Annotated in this window: 18 protein-coding genes; 7 read left to right on the top strand and 11 right to left on the bottom strand. The window is 65.8% G+C overall.

Translation table 11 applies throughout. The annotated features are described in order from the left end of the window. From ABZW16_RS32765 to ABZW16_RS32750, 4 genes are all read left to right on the top strand, one after another. Positions 1-206, top strand: a 206-nt coding sequence (locus tag ABZW16_RS32765; RefSeq protein ID WP_354959965.1) for a hypothetical protein, incomplete at its 5' end; no start/stop codon positions are given. A gap of 364 nt (positions 207-570) precedes the next feature. Further along, positions 571-1,509 carry an alpha/beta fold hydrolase gene (locus ABZW16_RS32760; RefSeq protein ID WP_354959964.1) on the top strand — a complete coding sequence of 313 codons (939 nt, stop codon included), beginning with the start codon at positions 571-573 and terminating at the stop codon, positions 1,507-1,509. A gap of 248 nt (positions 1,510-1,757) precedes the next feature. Next, entirely contained in the window at positions 1,758-4,316 is a 2,559-nt protein-coding gene (locus ABZW16_RS32755; protein WP_354959963.1) for an ATP-dependent Clp protease ATP-binding subunit, read from the top strand. A gap of 126 nt (positions 4,317-4,442) precedes the next feature. Next, positions 4,443-5,090, top strand: coding sequence for a vWA domain-containing protein (locus ABZW16_RS32750; protein ID WP_354959962.1), 648 nt, complete (start codon positions 4,443-4,445; stop codon positions 5,088-5,090). 81 nt (positions 5,091-5,171) lie between these two features. On the opposite strand, the gene ABZW16_RS32745 is transcribed toward ABZW16_RS32750, so the two are convergent. From ABZW16_RS32745 to ABZW16_RS32720, 6 genes are all read right to left on the bottom strand, one after another. Then, the gene (locus ABZW16_RS32745) at positions 5,172-5,978 is read right to left on the bottom strand and encodes an LLM class flavin-dependent oxidoreductase (protein WP_354959961.1); all 807 of its coding nucleotides are present in this window, start codon (positions 5,976-5,978) and stop codon (positions 5,172-5,174) included. A gap of 154 nt (positions 5,979-6,132) precedes the next feature. Further along, a complete protein-coding gene (locus tag ABZW16_RS32740) occupies positions 6,133-6,417 on the bottom strand; it encodes a hypothetical protein (protein ID WP_354959960.1) in 285 nt (94 codons plus the stop codon). Positions 6,418-6,762: 345 nt separating this feature from the next. Continuing rightward, the gene (locus ABZW16_RS32735; RefSeq protein WP_354959959.1) at positions 6,763-7,203 is read right to left on the bottom strand and encodes an OsmC family peroxiredoxin; all 441 of its coding nucleotides are present in this window, start codon (positions 7,201-7,203) and stop codon (positions 6,763-6,765) included. 94 nt (positions 7,204-7,297) lie between these two features. Further along, entirely contained in the window at positions 7,298-7,756 is a 459-nt protein-coding gene (locus ABZW16_RS32730) for an SRPBCC domain-containing protein (protein ID WP_354959958.1), read from the bottom strand. A gap of 26 nt (positions 7,757-7,782) precedes the next feature. Continuing rightward, on the bottom strand, positions 7,783-8,103 hold the full coding sequence (locus tag ABZW16_RS32725) for a multidrug efflux SMR transporter (RefSeq protein ID WP_354959957.1): 321 nt from the start codon (positions 8,101-8,103) through the stop codon (positions 7,783-7,785). 27 nt (positions 8,104-8,130) lie between these two features. Next, positions 8,131-8,775, bottom strand: coding sequence for an NAD(P)H-dependent oxidoreductase (locus tag ABZW16_RS32720; protein ID WP_354959956.1), 645 nt, complete (start codon positions 8,773-8,775; stop codon positions 8,131-8,133). A 121-nt stretch (positions 8,776-8,896) separates the two neighbouring features. Between ABZW16_RS32720 and ABZW16_RS32715 the strand changes: the two genes are divergently transcribed. Then, on the top strand, positions 8,897-9,520 hold the full coding sequence (locus ABZW16_RS32715; protein ID WP_354959955.1) for a helix-turn-helix domain-containing protein: 624 nt from the start codon (positions 8,897-8,899) through the stop codon (positions 9,518-9,520). Between the two features lie 39 nt (positions 9,521-9,559). Here ABZW16_RS32715 and ABZW16_RS32710 read toward each other — a convergent pair whose 3' ends face one another. Together ABZW16_RS32710 and ABZW16_RS32705 are read right to left on the bottom strand one after the other, a co-directional pair. Beyond that, positions 9,560-10,408, bottom strand: a complete 849-nt coding sequence (locus ABZW16_RS32710; RefSeq protein ID WP_354959954.1) for an ABC transporter permease — start codon at positions 10,406-10,408, stop codon at positions 9,560-9,562. Positions 10,409-10,419: 11 nt separating this feature from the next. Then, entirely contained in the window at positions 10,420-11,322 is a 903-nt protein-coding gene (locus ABZW16_RS32705; protein ID WP_354959953.1) for an ABC transporter ATP-binding protein, read from the bottom strand. A 282-nt stretch (positions 11,323-11,604) separates the two neighbouring features. Here ABZW16_RS32705 and ABZW16_RS32700 point away from each other — a divergent pair, with 282 nt between their 5' ends. Together ABZW16_RS32700 and ABZW16_RS32695 are read left to right on the top strand one after the other, a co-directional pair. Then, on the top strand, positions 11,605-12,924 hold the full coding sequence (locus tag ABZW16_RS32700; RefSeq protein WP_354959952.1) for a histidine kinase: 1,320 nt from the start codon (positions 11,605-11,607) through the stop codon (positions 12,922-12,924). Next, positions 12,921-13,598 (top strand): response regulator transcription factor, encoded by a 678-nt coding sequence (locus tag ABZW16_RS32695; RefSeq protein ID WP_354959951.1) that lies wholly within the window; start codon positions 12,921-12,923, stop codon positions 13,596-13,598. Before ABZW16_RS32700 ends, ABZW16_RS32695 begins: the two co-directional genes overlap by 4 nt. A gap of 13 nt (positions 13,599-13,611) precedes the next feature. Here the strand turns inward: ABZW16_RS32695 and ABZW16_RS32690 are convergent, their stop codons facing one another. From ABZW16_RS32690 to ABZW16_RS32680, 3 genes are read right to left on the bottom strand one after another with little or no spacing between them, the layout of a single operon-like run. Then, positions 13,612-14,079 carry a hypothetical protein gene (locus ABZW16_RS32690; protein ID WP_354959950.1) on the bottom strand — a complete coding sequence of 156 codons (468 nt, stop codon included), beginning with the start codon at positions 14,077-14,079 and terminating at the stop codon, positions 13,612-13,614. A gap of 36 nt (positions 14,080-14,115) precedes the next feature. Then, complete coding sequence (locus tag ABZW16_RS32685) at positions 14,116-14,904, bottom strand: CbtA family protein (protein WP_354959949.1); 789 nt, start codon at positions 14,902-14,904, stop codon at positions 14,116-14,118. Next, a complete protein-coding gene (locus ABZW16_RS32680; RefSeq protein ID WP_040686176.1) occupies positions 14,895-15,089 on the bottom strand; it encodes a CbtB-domain containing protein in 195 nt (64 codons plus the stop codon). Before ABZW16_RS32680 ends, ABZW16_RS32685 begins: the two co-directional genes overlap by 10 nt. Positions 15,090-15,095 lie beyond the last annotated feature (6 nt).

Raw genomic sequence — 15,095 nt, 5'->3', positions numbered from 1 at the left:
GTCGATCACTGATCGACCCACCGGCGGCGGTTTTTGCGATGACAACTGGCGAATTCGCCAGGGCGGAGCGCGTTCTCGCGGACCGATGCGCGGCGGGCACACCCGATTTCGTCATCCTGGTCACCGCGCCCGGTGCTGTCGGCAATGCAGCCGCCACGGCCGCGGGAACGCCCCTGATGGCCGATCTGCGGGCCGAAAACGGCTGACACCGGCTGTCGGGTGCCGCGGAACCGGAACGGCAATCGCGCAGGCACTGGTTCGGGTGTGACGGTGCCGGTCACGCCGATGCCGCAGCCGGTCGCGGCCGGGAATCGGGCGAACACCGTGGTCACCACCGACCTGGAAGGCCGGGGAAATGGGCACGCAGCCGAACGCGACCAGCTGGAAACCCGGAAACGCCGCCAGTGCGCCGTAGCGCACGAACTTCTCACGATCGGGCCGCCCGCTCGTCTGCGCTTGGCACAATCGGATAACCAGGTAGTCGATCTTCGGTGACTTGACCGAAGTGCCTCCGTGACGGCCATAAGTTGCGCTACGTTCTGGAACAGGTTCCAGATTTTGGAGGTCTCCATGCGGCGTGTTCCAGGGTCCGCACTCGTTATCGCCGTACTCGCCGCGCTATGGGTCGGCGCGGCCGGTCCGGCGCAGGCGGAGTATCCGGTCGACTACAACTTTTTCGCGGGTATCCCGAATGAGCTGATCAATCATGGTGGGTCGCTGCCGGGATCGAACGACTGGTCGTGCAAGCCGAGTGCCGAGCATCCGAATCCGGTGGTGCTCGCGCACGGCACCGGCGGTGGTGCGCAGACCAATTGGGGCCTCTACGCGCCGCTGCTCGCCAACGAAGGTTACTGCGTCTTCTCGCTGACCTATGGCGCCTTCGACCTGCCGTGGCCGATCTCGGCGGTGGGTGGGATGCTGCCGATCGAGCAGAGCGCGGTGCAGTTCGGCGCATTCGTGGATCGGGTGCTCGCGGCGACCGGGGCGGCCAAGGTGGATGTGGTCGGACATTCGCAGGGCACGGTCATGCCGAACTACTACGCGAAGCGCCTCGGCGGTGCGGACAAGATCGATAAGTATGTATCGATCGCACCTGCCTGGTTCGGCTCCAATGCGGGCGGCGGCGCGGATATGGCGGCCTTCGCCGACCGACTCGGCGCCGGACCCTTCTTCCATGCGGCGGTGGGCTCGCTGTGTCAGGCCTGTACCGAGTTGCTGCGCGATTCCGCATTCCTGGCCGACCTCAATAGCGATGGCGTATATGTCCCCGGCATCACCTACACCAACATCATGGCCAGTCTCGACGAGGTCGTCGTGCCCTATACCTCGGGCTTCGTCACCGGGCCGAATGCCACGAACATCGTCGTACAGGACGGCTGCGCCGCCGACCTATCCGAACATCTGGCCATCGCGGGCAGCCCCCGCACCGCCCGCTTCGTCCTGAATGCCCTCGATCCGGCGCATGCGCGCGAGGTGCCGTGCGAATACGTGCCGCCGTTCACCGGCTAACGCCACGCCTGGGAAGCTCGGACGGCGATTTCGCTGAGGGCAAAACCTGAGCGGAAACGTATCCCGCAACGAGCACGTTATGAGTGAATGACCGTGCTGTCGCCGGTCCCCAATAGGGTGGACTGGAGGCGGCGTAATCCCCTGCCAACTAGAGTGGAGGCCGGGGCCGCAACCCCCGGGCTTCATGGCAGGCTGACGCCAAAGAAGCGTCGGACGCCAGAATGTCGGAGCAGGAGAGTGAGGGAGCGATGTTCGAGAGGTTCACCGACCGCGCGAGGCGCGTCGTTGTCCTGGCCCAAGAAGAGGCCCGGATGCTCAACCACAACTACATCGGCACCGAGCACATCCTGCTTGGGTTGATCCACGAGGGCGAGGGCGTAGCGGCGAAGTCGCTGGAATCCCTTGGTATTTCGCTGGAGGGTGTGCGCAGCCAGGTGGAGGAGATCATCGGCCAGGGCCAGCAGGCCCCGTCCGGTCACATCCCGTTCACCCCGCGTGCCAAGAAGGTGCTGGAACTGAGCCTGCGCGAGGCGCTGCAGCTCGGCCACAACTACATCGGCACCGAGCACATTCTGCTCGGCCTGATCCGTGAAGGTGAGGGTGTCGCGGCGCAGGTGCTGGTGAAACTGGGTGCCGATCTCAACCGGGTGCGCCAGCAGGTCATCCAGCTGCTGTCCGGATATCAGGGCAAGGAACCGGTGGAATCCGGTTCGCGCGGCGAGGCCGGGACCCCGTCCACCTCGCTGGTGCTGGACCAATTCGGTCGCAACCTGACCCAGGCCGCCCTCGAGGGCAAGCTCGACCCGGTCATCGGCCGCTCGAAGGAAATCGAGCGCGTCATGCAGGTGCTGAGCCGCCGCACCAAGAACAACCCGGTCCTCATCGGCGAGCCCGGTGTCGGTAAGACCGCCGTGGTCGAGGGTCTGGCACAGGCCATCGTCAACGGTGAGGTCCCGGAGACGCTGAAGGATAAGCAGCTCTACACCCTCGACCTGGGATCCCTGGTCGCGGGCAGCCGCTACCGCGGTGACTTCGAAGAGCGCCTGAAGAAGGTGCTCAAGGAGATCAACACCCGCGGCGACATCATCCTGTTCATCGATGAGCTGCACACGCTCGTCGGCGCGGGTGCCGCCGAGGGCGCCATCGACGCGGCCTCGATCCTGAAGCCGAAGCTGGCCCGCGGCGAGCTGCAGACCATCGGTGCGACCACCCTCGACGAGTACCGCAAGTACATCGAGAAGGACGCCGCCCTGGAGCGCCGGTTCCAGCCGGTGCAGGTCGGCGAGCCGACGGTCGAGCACACCATCAATATCCTCAAGGGTCTGCGCGACCGCTACGAGGCACACCACCGGGTGTCCATCACCGACGGTGCGCTGGTGGCCGCCGCGACGCTGGCCGACCGCTACATCAACGACCGGTTCCTGCCGGACAAGGCGATCGACCTGATCGACGAGGCCGGTGCGCGCATGCGCATCCGTCGCATGACCGCTCCGCCGGACCTGCGCGAATTCGACGACAAGATCGCCGATGCGCGCCGGGAGAAGGAAAGCGCCATCGACGCGCAGGACTTCGAGAAGGCGGCGCGACTGCGCGATAAGGAAAAGCAGCTGGTCGCCAAGCGCGCCGAGCGCGAAAAGCAGTGGCGCTCCGGTGATCTTGATGTCGTGGCCGAGGTCGACGACGAGCAGATCGCGGAAGTGCTGGCCAACTGGACCGGTATTCCGGTGTTCAAGCTCACCGAGGAGGAGACCACCCGTCTGCTCCGCATGGAGGACGAGCTGCACAAGCGGATCATCGGCCAGGAGGATGCGGTCAAGGCCGTCTCCAAGGCGATCCGCCGTACGCGTGCCGGTCTGAAGGATCCCAAGCGTCCCTCGGGCTCGTTCATCTTCGCCGGTCCGTCCGGTGTCGGTAAGACCGAGCTGGCCAAGTCGCTGGCGAACTTCCTGTTCGGCGACGATGACGCGCTCATCCAGATCGACATGGGCGAGTTCCACGACCGCTTCACCGCTTCGCGGCTCTTCGGCGCCCCGCCGGGGTACGTCGGCTACGAAGAGGGCGGCCAGCTCACCGAAAAGGTGCGCCGCAAGCCGTTCTCGGTCGTTTTGTTCGACGAGATCGAAAAGGCACATCAGGAGATCTACAACACCCTGTTGCAGGTCCTCGAGGATGGTCGTCTCACCGACGGCCAGGGTCGTACGGTCGACTTCAAGAACACCGTGCTGATCTTCACCTCGAACCTGGGTACCTCGGATATCTCCAAGGCCGTTGGTCTGGGCTTCACCCAGAGCAGTGCCGAGGGTTCGAACTACGAGCGGATGAAGCTCAAGGTCAACGACGAGCTGAAGAAGCATTTCCGGCCCGAGTTCCTCAACCGCATCGACGATGTGATCGTCTTCCACCAGCTGACGACCGAGCAGATCGTGCAGATGGTGGACCTGATGATCGGCCGCGTCGCCGTGCAGCTGAAGAACAAGGACATGGAGATCGAGCTGGCTCCGCAGGGCAAGGCACTGCTTGCCAAGCGCGGCTTCGATCCGGTGCTCGGCGCCCGGCCGCTGCGCCGGACCATCCAGCGCGAGATCGAGGACCAGCTGTCGGAGAAGATCCTCTTCGGCGAGATCGGTCCGGGTCAGACCATCGTGGTCGACGTCGAGGGCTGGGATGGCGAGGGCGCCGGCGAGAACGCCAAGTTCACCTTCACCGGCAAGGCGAAGCTGACCAAGGCGCCCGCGACGGAGGAGAAGCCGGAGGTCGTGCTCACGGGTGCGGGCGAAGGCACCGGGGCCGAGGCCGCCAGCGAATAGGCTCGAACGGCTGGAAGATGCCGCCCACCGGACTTCCGGTGGGCGGCATTTTTCGTGAAATTCGCAGGTTCGCGCAGCGGCGTACCGTGGTGAGCGTTCATCGAATAACAACCACGGGGGTGCTGGATGACAAATTCAGATCTGACGCTGATCGCCGTACTGCTGGATCGCTCCGGGTCCATGCAATCGATCAAATCCGATACCGAGGGCGGCTTCGATGCCTACATCGAGGAACAGCGCAAGGTGCCGAAGACGACGCTGGTGACGCTGGCGCAATTCGATACCGAATACGAGCTGGTCTATGCGAATCGGCTGATCGGCGAGGTGCCGCCGCTGAGCCTGCAACCGCGCGGCGGTACCGCGCTCTATGACGCGCTGGGGCGGCTCGTGACCGACATCGGCACCGAACTCGCCGCCCGACCCGAGCATGAGCGTCCGGGCACGGTGATCGTCGTGGTGCTCACCGATGGGCACGAGAATTCCAGTCTGGAGTGGACGCATGCTGCGGTGCGGGCGCTGATCACCCAGCAGCAGGAGGTGTACGCCTGGGACTTCGTCTTCCTCGGCGCGAATATGGATGCGGTGGCCGTCGGCTCCGAACTGGGCTTCGATCCGCGTCGCTCGCTCACCTACGGTGCGACACCGGCTGGTACAGCCGGTGTATTCGCTTCAGCGGCGGCGTATTCGGCGCGGCGCAGTATGGCCGCGCCCGGACAGGCGGTGGCCGGTTTCACCGATGCCGAACGGCGGGCGGCGAATCCGGACGGTCAGTAGTTTCCGGGTTGGTGCGGGCGCGAATTTCAGCGCAACGCCGCGGCCGCGAGAATTGGCGACCGCGGCGTTGCGCACCAGCGGTTAGACAGTGGAGTTCGCGAACCGGGCCAGTGCCGGGGCGAAGGCATCGGCCAGTTCGCCCGGGACGATCAGTTCATCGATTCCGTACTTCTCCCTGCGGTATTCGAGCACTTCGGCGACGGTCGCCGGATCGCGGTCCAGCACACTCGCCGATCCGGCCGCCCGCAGGCCAGCCGCGGTGAGACCGAGCCGCTTGCTCAGCCAGAACGGCAGCTCATCACCGATGCCGACCAATTGGTGGGTGAAGCGCACATCGCGATCGGTGTTGTCGCGGACCACCCGGACCATCTCGGCGAGATCGGCCTCAGTGGCCTCCGGCCCGGCGGCCAGTAGTACCCGATCGGCGAAATCCGCTGCGACAGTGAGCATTCGAGGTCCGTTCGCGGCGACGATGATCGGCGGCGCCGGATCGACCTGTTCGCGTACCGCCTGCACGGTGGCGATGAGTTGCGCACGGCGCTCGGCCGCCGAACCCCAAGGCATACCGAGCCGTTCGGCCTCCGCACGCGCATCGGGACGCCCCGACCCGATGCCGAGTTCGAATCGCTGGTCCGAAAGCAGTTGCAATGCGGCGATTTCCCGCACCGTGACGGCTGGGGTGCGCAGCGGAGCGGCCAGCACGTTCGGACGCAGCCGGACCGTGGTGGTCACCGCCGCGGCGGCCGCGAGCGCCGGGAAGGGCGAAGGGGTGTTCAGTGTGTCCGGGAGCAGGATGGTGCGGTAGCCCTGTTGCTCGGCGCCGCGTGCCGCGCGGGCCCATTCGGCACCCGAGCGGGGTGTTATGACGATTCCGAAGGTCATGCTCATGGTGTGGTCTCCCGTGATTCGGGTCGAATGATCATTGGTTCGAATGACGACGGTGTGCTGGCGGCCGATATCTATTGGGCAAACGTTCGTCGCGATGCCCGCCGCTCATGGGACTGGGGCGGCGGGTACGGCCTTCGGCGAAAACACTTGTGGCTCAAGTCGTGGGACTTTCCCCGCGCGGCTTGCCTACGCGTTCGCGAAGTACCGCGAGTCGGCTCCGATATTGGTCCTCGGTGATCTCACCGCGGGCGAATGCGGTACGCAGCGCATCGATTCCGCTCCGGTGTCCCCAGAACCGCCGCCGCGCGAAGACGACAATCACAATGAAGGTGATCCAGAACAGCAATGGAAAGATCCAGAAGAACGGCCAGGGATGCCAGCGGTCGTCATAGTGATCGGCCAAAAAGGTCATGGCCTGGGGTTGTGTGAAAATGTTCATGCCCCAACCCTGCTCCGGACACCGCCTGCCGGACATCGGCCTGCCGACGATATTCGTCCTACGCCTGTACGCGTATGCGTTGGGTTGGGAAGCGCCGTCGACGCTGGATATGCCCATTGTTTGCGGGTCGGCGGCACGGCGCGTAGGGCACAGTTGGCCAGGACGTTGCTGGCGTCGTCCGGTGACAACGGTCAGCGACTCGACTGCGCACCGTTGGTCGCAGCAGCACCCCGCCATCCGGGGTATTCGGCTGCCGCGAGGGGTATACAGACGCGGGAAATGGACGGCCTCGCATAGCCACTGGGCTCCTCGCACACCTTATGCGATGTGCGAGGAGCCGGGAAGTCAGGCGAGGGCGGCGTCGAGGGTGATGTTGTCCACTCCGGCGAGGGCCTTGCTGACCGGGCAGCCCGCCTTGGCGGCGGCCGCGGCGGCGGCGAAACCGTCGGCGTCCAGGCCGGAGACCCGGCCGCGTACGGTCAGTTTGATGGCGTTGATGCGGAAACCGCCATCGGGGTCCGGGCCGAGGGTCACGTCGGCGGTGACGTCAAGGGTCTCGGGAGTGCCACCCGCATTGGCGATCTGCGCCGAAAGGGCCATGGCGAAGCAGGAGGAGTGGGCGGCCGCGATCAGTTCCTCGGGGCTGGTGGTGCCATCGGCATCGTCGGCGGCGCGCTTGGGGAAGGAGACGTCGTACTTACCGACACCGGAACTGGCCAGCTCGACCTGGCCGGAACCGTCCTGAAGGCCGCCGGTCCAAGCGGTGCGCGCGGTACGTGTGGGCATCACAGTCCTTTCGACAATGTGTGAATCACGATTCGCAGACGAACCTACCCTCGCCGCGCCTGCGACGGGTTCGAAGGCTCCAGCCCGTGTGGGCTTACCGCTCGGCCGGTTCCGCGGTGCGCTGGTCGAGTTGTTCGAGGACCATCGGCCAGGCCTGTGCATGCCGGTCGCGGGCGGCCTCGTCGGCAAATCCCGCATGTGCCAGGCGAAGTCGGGTGCCGGAATCCTTCGGCGTGAATTCGATCGTCACCACGGTCTCGGTCCCCTCGGTGCCGCCGGCACCGGTCACCCAGGTCAGTTCGGCCAAGTGGTCCGGGACCAGGCGCAGGAACCGTCCATAGTGCGGGCTGCGCATGCCCTCATATTCGGTTTCGAAGAAGAACGGCTCGTTCACGGTGGGGCGCATGAGCACCGAGCCGGGGGCCGCGAACCACTGGTCGAACCGTTCGGTCCAGGCGCGGTAGAGCACAGGCGGCGGCGCGGCCATCGCGCGCTCGACCTCGAGCCCATAGGGCCGCGAGGACAGATCGGGTACCCGCACCGGTTCGACCATGGTTCGGACTGTACCGCCGCGCGTCCTCATTCCGGATTGGTGACGCGCGCGAGCACGATGCCGCCGAGGATCAGCGATAGCGATAGCAGGCGACCCGCGCTCAGCGGATCCTTATTGACCACCACGCCGAGGCCGATGGCCCCGACCGCGCCGATTCCGGTGAAGATCGCATATGCGGTGCCGACGGGCAGCGTCTGCATGGCCCGCGACAGCAGGTACACCGCGACGGCGCCGAGTACGAAGCAGATGACGGTGGGGACCAGGCGGGTGAAATTCTCGGTCGGCTTGATGCTCTGCGACCAGATGATCTCCACCAGTCCGGCGACGCCGAGAACAATCCAATTCATCGGTATTCCGATCCTTTCGAGCCGTCGCTAGCGGCCGGCCAGCTTGCGCGCGGATTCCATTGCGGCGGACAGGGAATCGTCGTGTTTGCCGCGCAAATGCGCCAGCGCCGGGTCCTGTCGGGCATTGGCGAGTTCCGCATTGACGAATACGGTGTCGGTGACGGCGAAATGGCCAGCGAAGAAGTCGCGCAGATAGCGCTCCTGATAGTCGAAGGCCGCCTTCGGTGCGCCGGGCGCGTAGGACCCGCCGCGTGCGGTGGTGACGACGAATTGTCTGTCGCCCAATGACATTCGCGGGAAGGTCACCTGGTCCAGCCAGGCCTTGAGCGCGGCCGGGATCGAGTAGTTGTACATCGGGGTGCCGATCAGGATCACGTCGGCGGCCAGCAGCTCGGCCAGCAGTGGTTGCACGATCGACCAGGCGGCGGACTGTTCCGGTGTGTGGACCAATTCGGCGAGGCGGTCCAGATCGGTCGCGGGCTGGGCGAGGACGGCGTCGCACAGTTCGGTCCATGCCTCGTCGATGAAGGGTACGGGCTCGGCTGCCAGGTCGCGGTAGATATAGCCGCCGTCGGGATTCGCGGCGCGCCAAGCCTCGGCGAATTCGGCGCTCAGTTCCCGGCTGATGGAACGGCGCCGGGCGCTGGCATCCAGATGCAACAACGTGCTCATGATCGGCCTCTTCTGTGACGACGGAACTAACTGGACATTGTGTCCAGTTGATGACGGGTTGACTTTAGCTGCAACTGGACATTCTGTCCACTTACTTCGGATGTCGAGTACAGTCGGGGTCATGACCAGCGATACGGACCTGCTCGGCGGGCATTCGACCGCGCCGCCGACCGAGCGGGCGGATGCGGCCCGCAACCGGGCCAAGGTGCTCGCCGCTGCCGCCGAACTGTTCGCCACTCGGGACCCGCGCACCGTGACGATGGATGACATCGCCAAGGCGGCCGGGGTCGGGCGTGGCACGCTGTATCGCCGCTATCCGGATAAGAATTCGATCGCGGTCGCACTGCTCGACGAACACGAACGCGCCCTGCAGGAGAAGCTGCTGCGCGGTGATCCGCCGCTCGGCCCCGGTGCCCCACCAGCTGAACGGCTCGCCGCCTTCTATGCCGCGATGGTCGAATTACTGGACGGGCATGCGGATTTGGTGCTCGGCGCGGAGACCGGTGGTGCGCGATTCGCGACCGGCGCGTATAGCTTCTGGTTTTTGCATATCCGGTCACTGCTGGTGGCCGGGGGCATCGAGGAACCGGATGCCATGGTCGATCCGCTGCTCGCGCCGCTGGCCGCCGAGGTCTACCAGCATCAGCGCGGGCGTGGCCTCAGTGCCGCCCAGATCACCGCGGCACTGACCGAGCTGGCCCATTCCGTGCTTTCCGATCGCCCCGGAAACCGCGAAAACCGCTGACGAACTGTTGTCCGCCAACGGGTTTCGGTGCCTGGTGGATCAGACCAAATCGCGCCGGTGCACCAGCCACATCGTGGTCGCCGCGAAGAGTGCCGCATACGCCACCAGCGCAATGAGCGACTGGGTCCGCGACAGGATATCGAGCACCCCCGGTGTCGATGGCCCGTCCACGGTCCGCATCGCCCCGGCCATCGAACCCGCCGCGGTCCCGGGCAGATGATCGGTGAGCACCTCGAGCGGGCTGAAGATGGCCGCGACACCGCGCAGCAGGTTCTCCACGACCAGCACCCAGACCAGGCCGAGGCCGACGGCCAGCGCCGGACCGCGGGCGATCGCCCCGATCAGTGCGCCCGTCAACGTCCACATCCCGAGAATCGCTGTGCCGGTGATGATTCCGTTCACCGCCTGGCCGAGGTCCGGCAGTGCGAGCGACTGTGATCGGGTCATCGCGATGATCGAGGCGACCCCGAGATCCACCACGAACGCGACGGATACCAGCGCGATAACCGTGAGCGCCAGGCCGATCAGCGCGCCGCTGATCGCATTGGTCCGCGACGGCCCCTGGGTGAGCACGGTTTTCCAAGTACCCCAGCCGTATCCGCTGCCAATGGTCAGCGCGCCGAGAATGAGCATCAACGCACCACCGAACATCGCCATGCCCTGGGTGAATACCTCGGGCACCGCCGCGGGCAACATCTGGTGCAGCAGGACGTCTTTCGGCACACCATTCGACATTGTCCGCATATCGCCGGAGGTGTAGGCGAGATAATTGAACAGATAGGCGAACGTGAGATTCAGCAGAATCCAGGTGCCGAGAATGATCCAGAACGCTGGCCACTTGCGCAGTCGCAGCATTTCCGCCTTCGTGCTCGCCAGCAGATCTTTCATTGCCTGCCCATTCATTTCACCGGCTCCAGTTGGGTCATTTCGAAGAACACTTCCTCCAGGGACTTTTCATCGGTCCGCAGTTCCAGCAGATCCGCGCCCGATTCGACGACCGCGCGCGCGACCGCAGGGGCGGTGGCCGCACCGGCCTCGATCCGAATACCGCCCGCGGTCAACAATGCCGAGCGCTCGCCGACCACCCGGCGCACCGCGGGGAATGCCACCTCCAGTGGTTCGGCTCGCAGCAAAAGTGAAGAGGCGCCGCGCAATTCGGTGACCGTGGACTCGGTGAGCAGCTTGCCGCCGGAGATCACCCCGATGCGATGGCAGATCTCCTGCACTTCGCTCAACATATGGCTGGACAGCAGGACGGTATGTCCGTCCCCAGCGAGAGTCGTGATGAGTTCGCGCATTTCGGCCATGCCCTGTGGGTCGAGGCCATTGGTCGGCTCATCCAGGATCAGCAGATCGGGGCCGCCGAGCAGGGTCGCGCCGACGCCGAGGCGCTGCTTCATACCGAGGGAGTAGGTGCGGAATTTATCGTCGGCACGGTTGGCGAGGCCGACGCGGTCCAGCGCCTCCGCCACGTCGGCACCGTCGAGGCCGCGGTACTTCGCGAGCACCCGCAGGTTATCGCGACCGGTGAGATAGGGATAGAAGCCGGGACCCTCGATGAGGACGCCGATGCGACGAACCACCGCCGGATCGCCGGGCGGGTGTCCGAGCACGGTGGCGGTACCGGCGCTGGGGCGGATCAATCCGACCAGCATGCGCAGCGTGGTCGTTTTTCCCGCCCCGTTCGGGCCGAGGAAGCCGTAGATCTCGCCGGGTGCGACAGTCATATGGACGCCGTCGACGGCGGTGTGGGTGCCGTAGCGTTTGGTCAACCCCGCGGTGACCACGATGGAATCTGTCATGCACCGAGAATCCGCTTCCGACCAGGGCCGACACATCCGTCGCGCGGCGACGTTCGACCTACGTACCGCGGCCTACGAAGCACCGTGATATCGGACGCGACGACTGATTTCGTGAGTACCCGGGCGACCGTCGCCGAACGCGCAGAAACTGGCTGTCACCTCGGCCGTCGGCCCGCGACGCGACTGTCGGGGCACCAACGGCGGGCCGAATATTCGGGGAGGCGGGGGAGCATACGTAGCGCGATGGACGTCTCAGCGGGGTCGGGCTAATAGGCTGCAAGTGTGACAGCGCCAGGGGAATCGAAACGTGGTCCGGTCGTGCAGGACTGGGTCCTCGCGCTCGTCGTCGCGGTGATCCAGCTCGGTGGGGGCCGCAATGCCAACCTGCGTCAGACCGGAGTGCACACGATCGACGCACTCGGCTATGTGTTGTTGCTCGTCGGGCCGGTCGCATTGCTGCTGCGGCGTTCGTATCCGCTGCCGGTGCTGCTCGTGACGATCGCGTCCTGCGTGGTGTACCTATTGCGCGGCTACGGCTATGGTCCGATCTTCGTTTCGCTGGTGATCGCGTTCATCTCCGCCGCGATCGTCGGATCACGCTGGTGGACATATCCGCTCGCCCCGATCGGCTATCTCGCACTGGTCTGGCCGCTGCCCGCGATCGTCGGACATCCCGCGAATCCGTGGCTGGCATTCGGGATGATCGCCTGGCTCGGTGTGCTCGTCGCGATCGCGGAGGGGATTCGTCAGCGCCAGGCGGTGCTGGTGGCGCGCAGGCAGCGCGCCGAGGCGGCGCGCCGCGATGCGGAGGCGCAGCGCGAACGGCGGGCCAGCGAGGAGCGCCTTGCCATCGCGCGTGAGCTGCACGACGTACTGGCACACAGTCTTTCGCTGATCAATGTGCAGTCCTCGGTGGCACTCGAGCTGTTCGACAAGAAGCCGCAGCAGGCCCGATCGGCGCTGGCAGCGATCAAGACGGCGAGTAAGGACGCACTGGCCGAGGTGCATACGCTCTTGCATTCGATCCGCAACGGCAGCTCGCCGCCGGACGCGCAGGACGTGCGCGAATCCGGCGCCGAACGCGCGTCCGAATCCGCGATCGGACACCGTGATTCCGAACGGGCCCAAGACAATTCGACTGTCCACATCAACGGTGCCGCCGAAGCGCGGCCGCCCGCCCCGCGCAGCCCCGCACCGAGCATCGAGGATCTGGACGCACTGCTGCAGCGCGCCCGCGCCGCCGGTCTCACCGTCGACACCCGCATTATCGGCACCGCCCACAAATTGCCGAGCGTCGTCGATGTGGCGGCGGCGCGCATCATTCAGGAATCGCTGACCAATGTGGTCCGGCACGCGCCGGGCGCTCCGGCCGCGGTGACCGTGCGCTATGCCGCCGATTCGGTCGAGATCACCATCGACAATGCCCGCGCCAGCACGCCACAATCGAAGTCCGGAACGAGCGGGGGCAATGGCATTCTCGGCATGCGCGAGCGCGCACATGCCCTCGGCGGCCAGCTCATCGCGGGTCCGCGGCCGAGCGGCGGGTTCCGGGTGGTGGCCCGGCTACCGTCCCGGGTGGGGGCTCCGGAGGAGGCGCAATGAACAAGGAGGCGGGTGGGATTCGGGTAGTGGTCGCCGACGATCAGGCTCTGGTGCGCGGCGGATTCGTCGCGCTGCTCGAGGCGCAGGACGGTATCGAGGTGGTCGGCGAGGCCGATAACGGTGAACAGGCCGTCCGGATGAGTCGCAGTCTGATCCCGGATGTGGTCCTGATGGATATCCGAATGCCGGTTCTGGACGGCCTCGCCGCCACCCGCATGATCGCCGAGGATCCGAAGCTCGCCGGGGTGAAGGTCGTAGTACTGACCACCTTCGAACTCGACGAGTACGTCTTCGAGGCAATGCGCGCCGGTGCGACCGGTTTCCTGGTCAAGCACACCGAACCCGCCGACCTGGTCCGCGCCATCCGAGTGGTGGCCGCCGGTGACGCCCTGCTCTCACCCGGCGTCACCCGCCGCCTCATCGCCGAATTCTCCGCCCATGCCAAACAGCCGCCACCGGCCGCCTTCACCGAACTCACCGACCGCGAACGCGAGGTCATGACCCTGGTCGCCGAGGGCCTTACCAATGCCGAAATCGGCGAACGCCTGTTCATGAGCCCCGCCACCGCCCGCACCCATGTCAGCCGCATTCTGATGAAGCTGGACGCCCGAGACCGCACCCAATTGGTGGTCATGGCCTACGAATCCGGCCTGGTCCGTCCCGGCTGGCACTGACCACGCACACGGCTCAGGAGCGGAAGTATCGACGGGCACTCGGCCGGTACATTGCGGGGATGGCCACCAGGACGGCCAGGATGTGCGCGGTACGGAAGATTCCGGTGATCACCGCGGCAGCGGTGAGGTTATCGAACAGGTCGCCGATTTCCCTGGCGGATAACGTGGCCGCCAGCGGCTCGATGATCAGCGAGGCCATGCCGATCACGCCGATGCCGAAGGTGAGCACGATCCTGGCCCAGCGGGCGCCGCGCGCCATGTGGACGGCGACCCCGAGCACCACTAGATATATGACGCCACGAACGGCCAGACCTGTTGTGAGAGAGCCGATATCGGAATTCGTCCGGTCCAATTGCACGGCGGTGTAGGTTATGGCCTCGCCGACACCGCACAGCAATGCGATGACGAGCCCGATGAATGCGACGGAAACCGAGCGCGGTGGGTGGGTGCGTGGCCGTATGGAAAAGGCAGTGCCGGTCATGACACCGACACTGCCCTTGGCAATCCGAATTCCGGATCAGCCTGCGGTAGTGACCGGCTCTCGTACCGGAGTGCTACCGCGCGTGGCGAATTCGGTGAGTGCCGCGAAACCGAGGCCGAGGCAGGCCCACAGCGTGGCCGTCTCGCCGAGCGACGCCGCACGGAACTGCCACAGCAGCGCGGCCGGGAAGTCGTCGGTCACCTCATTGATGCCCGGCAGCAGAATGTAGCCCAGCACGACGATCAGGACGAACGCACCGACCCCCGCGATCAGCCGGAGCGTATCGAGTTGCGCGGCAAGCAGTTTGTAGACGTACACCCCGATGCCGACCGCGGCCAGACCGAGCAGCACCGCCGCCAACCACAGCAGGGTCCGCTGGTTGATGGTGTCCGGATCGCCGACGGCGGGTGGATTGGCCGGGTACTTGAAGAACGGCACCGCCACGATCGCGGCCCAACCGGCCAGTGCCAGCCCGAGCGCGAGCTTCGGCCCCGACAGTGTGGAGTACCTGCGTGCGAAATACGCGACCGATCCGAATATGGCCCCGAGTGCGAGCCCGGCAAGTCCGAGCGCCAAGAATTGCCCCGCCTGCTGTCCGGACCGGCTGACCAGCGGCTCCTCCTCGTCACCGTGGGTATGCCCGGCCGGTTCCTGAGCGTGGTCGGCGGCCTTCTCCTTGGCGGTAGCGGCCTCTTCGATGGCAATGGCGGCCTCGATTTTGGGCTCGCCGACGAAATAGCCCACTGTCGCGGCCAGCAGACCGGCGATAAGACCGGCCAGCAGGCCACGGAGCAGCAGGGTCTTGAGCGAACCGATCAATGGCACGGCACACCGAGCAGGTGACGTCCATCGTGCATCAGCTCGTGCAGGTACATCCCGCTGCGCGAGATGACACCCTGGTCGAAGCCGACCAGGTACAGGGTGAGCAGTGCGAGTAGAACGACGCCCACTGCGATGAGCAGCGTGCCGAGCGAATCGGTGGCCCGACTCGGTGAATGCGCGATAGCCATTCGAGT

This window comes from Nocardia sp. NPDC004604 (genome assembly GCF_040609795.1).
Lineage (GTDB): Bacteria > Actinomycetota > Actinomycetes > Mycobacteriales > Mycobacteriaceae > Nocardia.
Note: the sequence above shows the minus strand (reverse complement) of the source record. Positions and strands in the feature narration are given on the sequence as shown.

Coding starts and splice junctions, on each gene's coding strand:
- ABZW16_RS32755 (WP_354959963.1), top strand. CDS start 1,758: ATGTTCGAGAGGTTCACCGACCGCGCGAGGCGCGTCGTTGTCCTGGCC.
- ABZW16_RS32715 (WP_354959955.1), top strand. CDS start 8,897: ATGACCAGCGATACGGACCTGCTCGGCGGGCATTCGACCGCGCCGCCG.
- ABZW16_RS32740 (WP_354959960.1), bottom strand. CDS start 6,417: ATGAACATTTTCACACAACCCCAGGCCATGACCTTTTTGGCCGATCAC.
- ABZW16_RS32690 (WP_354959950.1), bottom strand. CDS start 14,079: ATGACCGGCACTGCCTTTTCCATACGGCCACGCACCCACCCACCGCGC.
- ABZW16_RS32680 (WP_040686176.1), bottom strand. CDS start 15,089: ATGGCTATCGCGCATTCACCGAGTCGGGCCACCGATTCGCTCGGCACG.
- ABZW16_RS32745 (WP_354959961.1), bottom strand. CDS start 5,978: ATGAGCATGACCTTCGGAATCGTCATAACACCCCGCTCGGGTGCCGAA.
- ABZW16_RS32730 (WP_354959958.1), bottom strand. CDS start 7,756: ATGGTCGAACCGGTGCGGGTACCCGATCTGTCCTCGCGGCCCTATGGG.
- ABZW16_RS32735 (WP_354959959.1), bottom strand. CDS start 7,203: ATGCCCACACGTACCGCGCGCACCGCTTGGACCGGCGGCCTTCAGGAC.
- ABZW16_RS32720 (WP_354959956.1), bottom strand. CDS start 8,775: ATGAGCACGTTGTTGCATCTGGATGCCAGCGCCCGGCGCCGTTCCATC.
- ABZW16_RS32750 (WP_354959962.1), top strand. CDS start 4,443: ATGACAAATTCAGATCTGACGCTGATCGCCGTACTGCTGGATCGCTCC.
- ABZW16_RS32710 (WP_354959954.1), bottom strand. CDS start 10,408: ATGAAAGATCTGCTGGCGAGCACGAAGGCGGAAATGCTGCGACTGCGC.
- ABZW16_RS32760 (WP_354959964.1), top strand. CDS start 571: ATGCGGCGTGTTCCAGGGTCCGCACTCGTTATCGCCGTACTCGCCGCG.
- ABZW16_RS32695 (WP_354959951.1), top strand. CDS start 12,921: ATGAACAAGGAGGCGGGTGGGATTCGGGTAGTGGTCGCCGACGATCAG.
- ABZW16_RS32725 (WP_354959957.1), bottom strand. CDS start 8,103: ATGAATTGGATTGTTCTCGGCGTCGCCGGACTGGTGGAGATCATCTGG.
- ABZW16_RS32705 (WP_354959953.1), bottom strand. CDS start 11,322: ATGACAGATTCCATCGTGGTCACCGCGGGGTTGACCAAACGCTACGGC.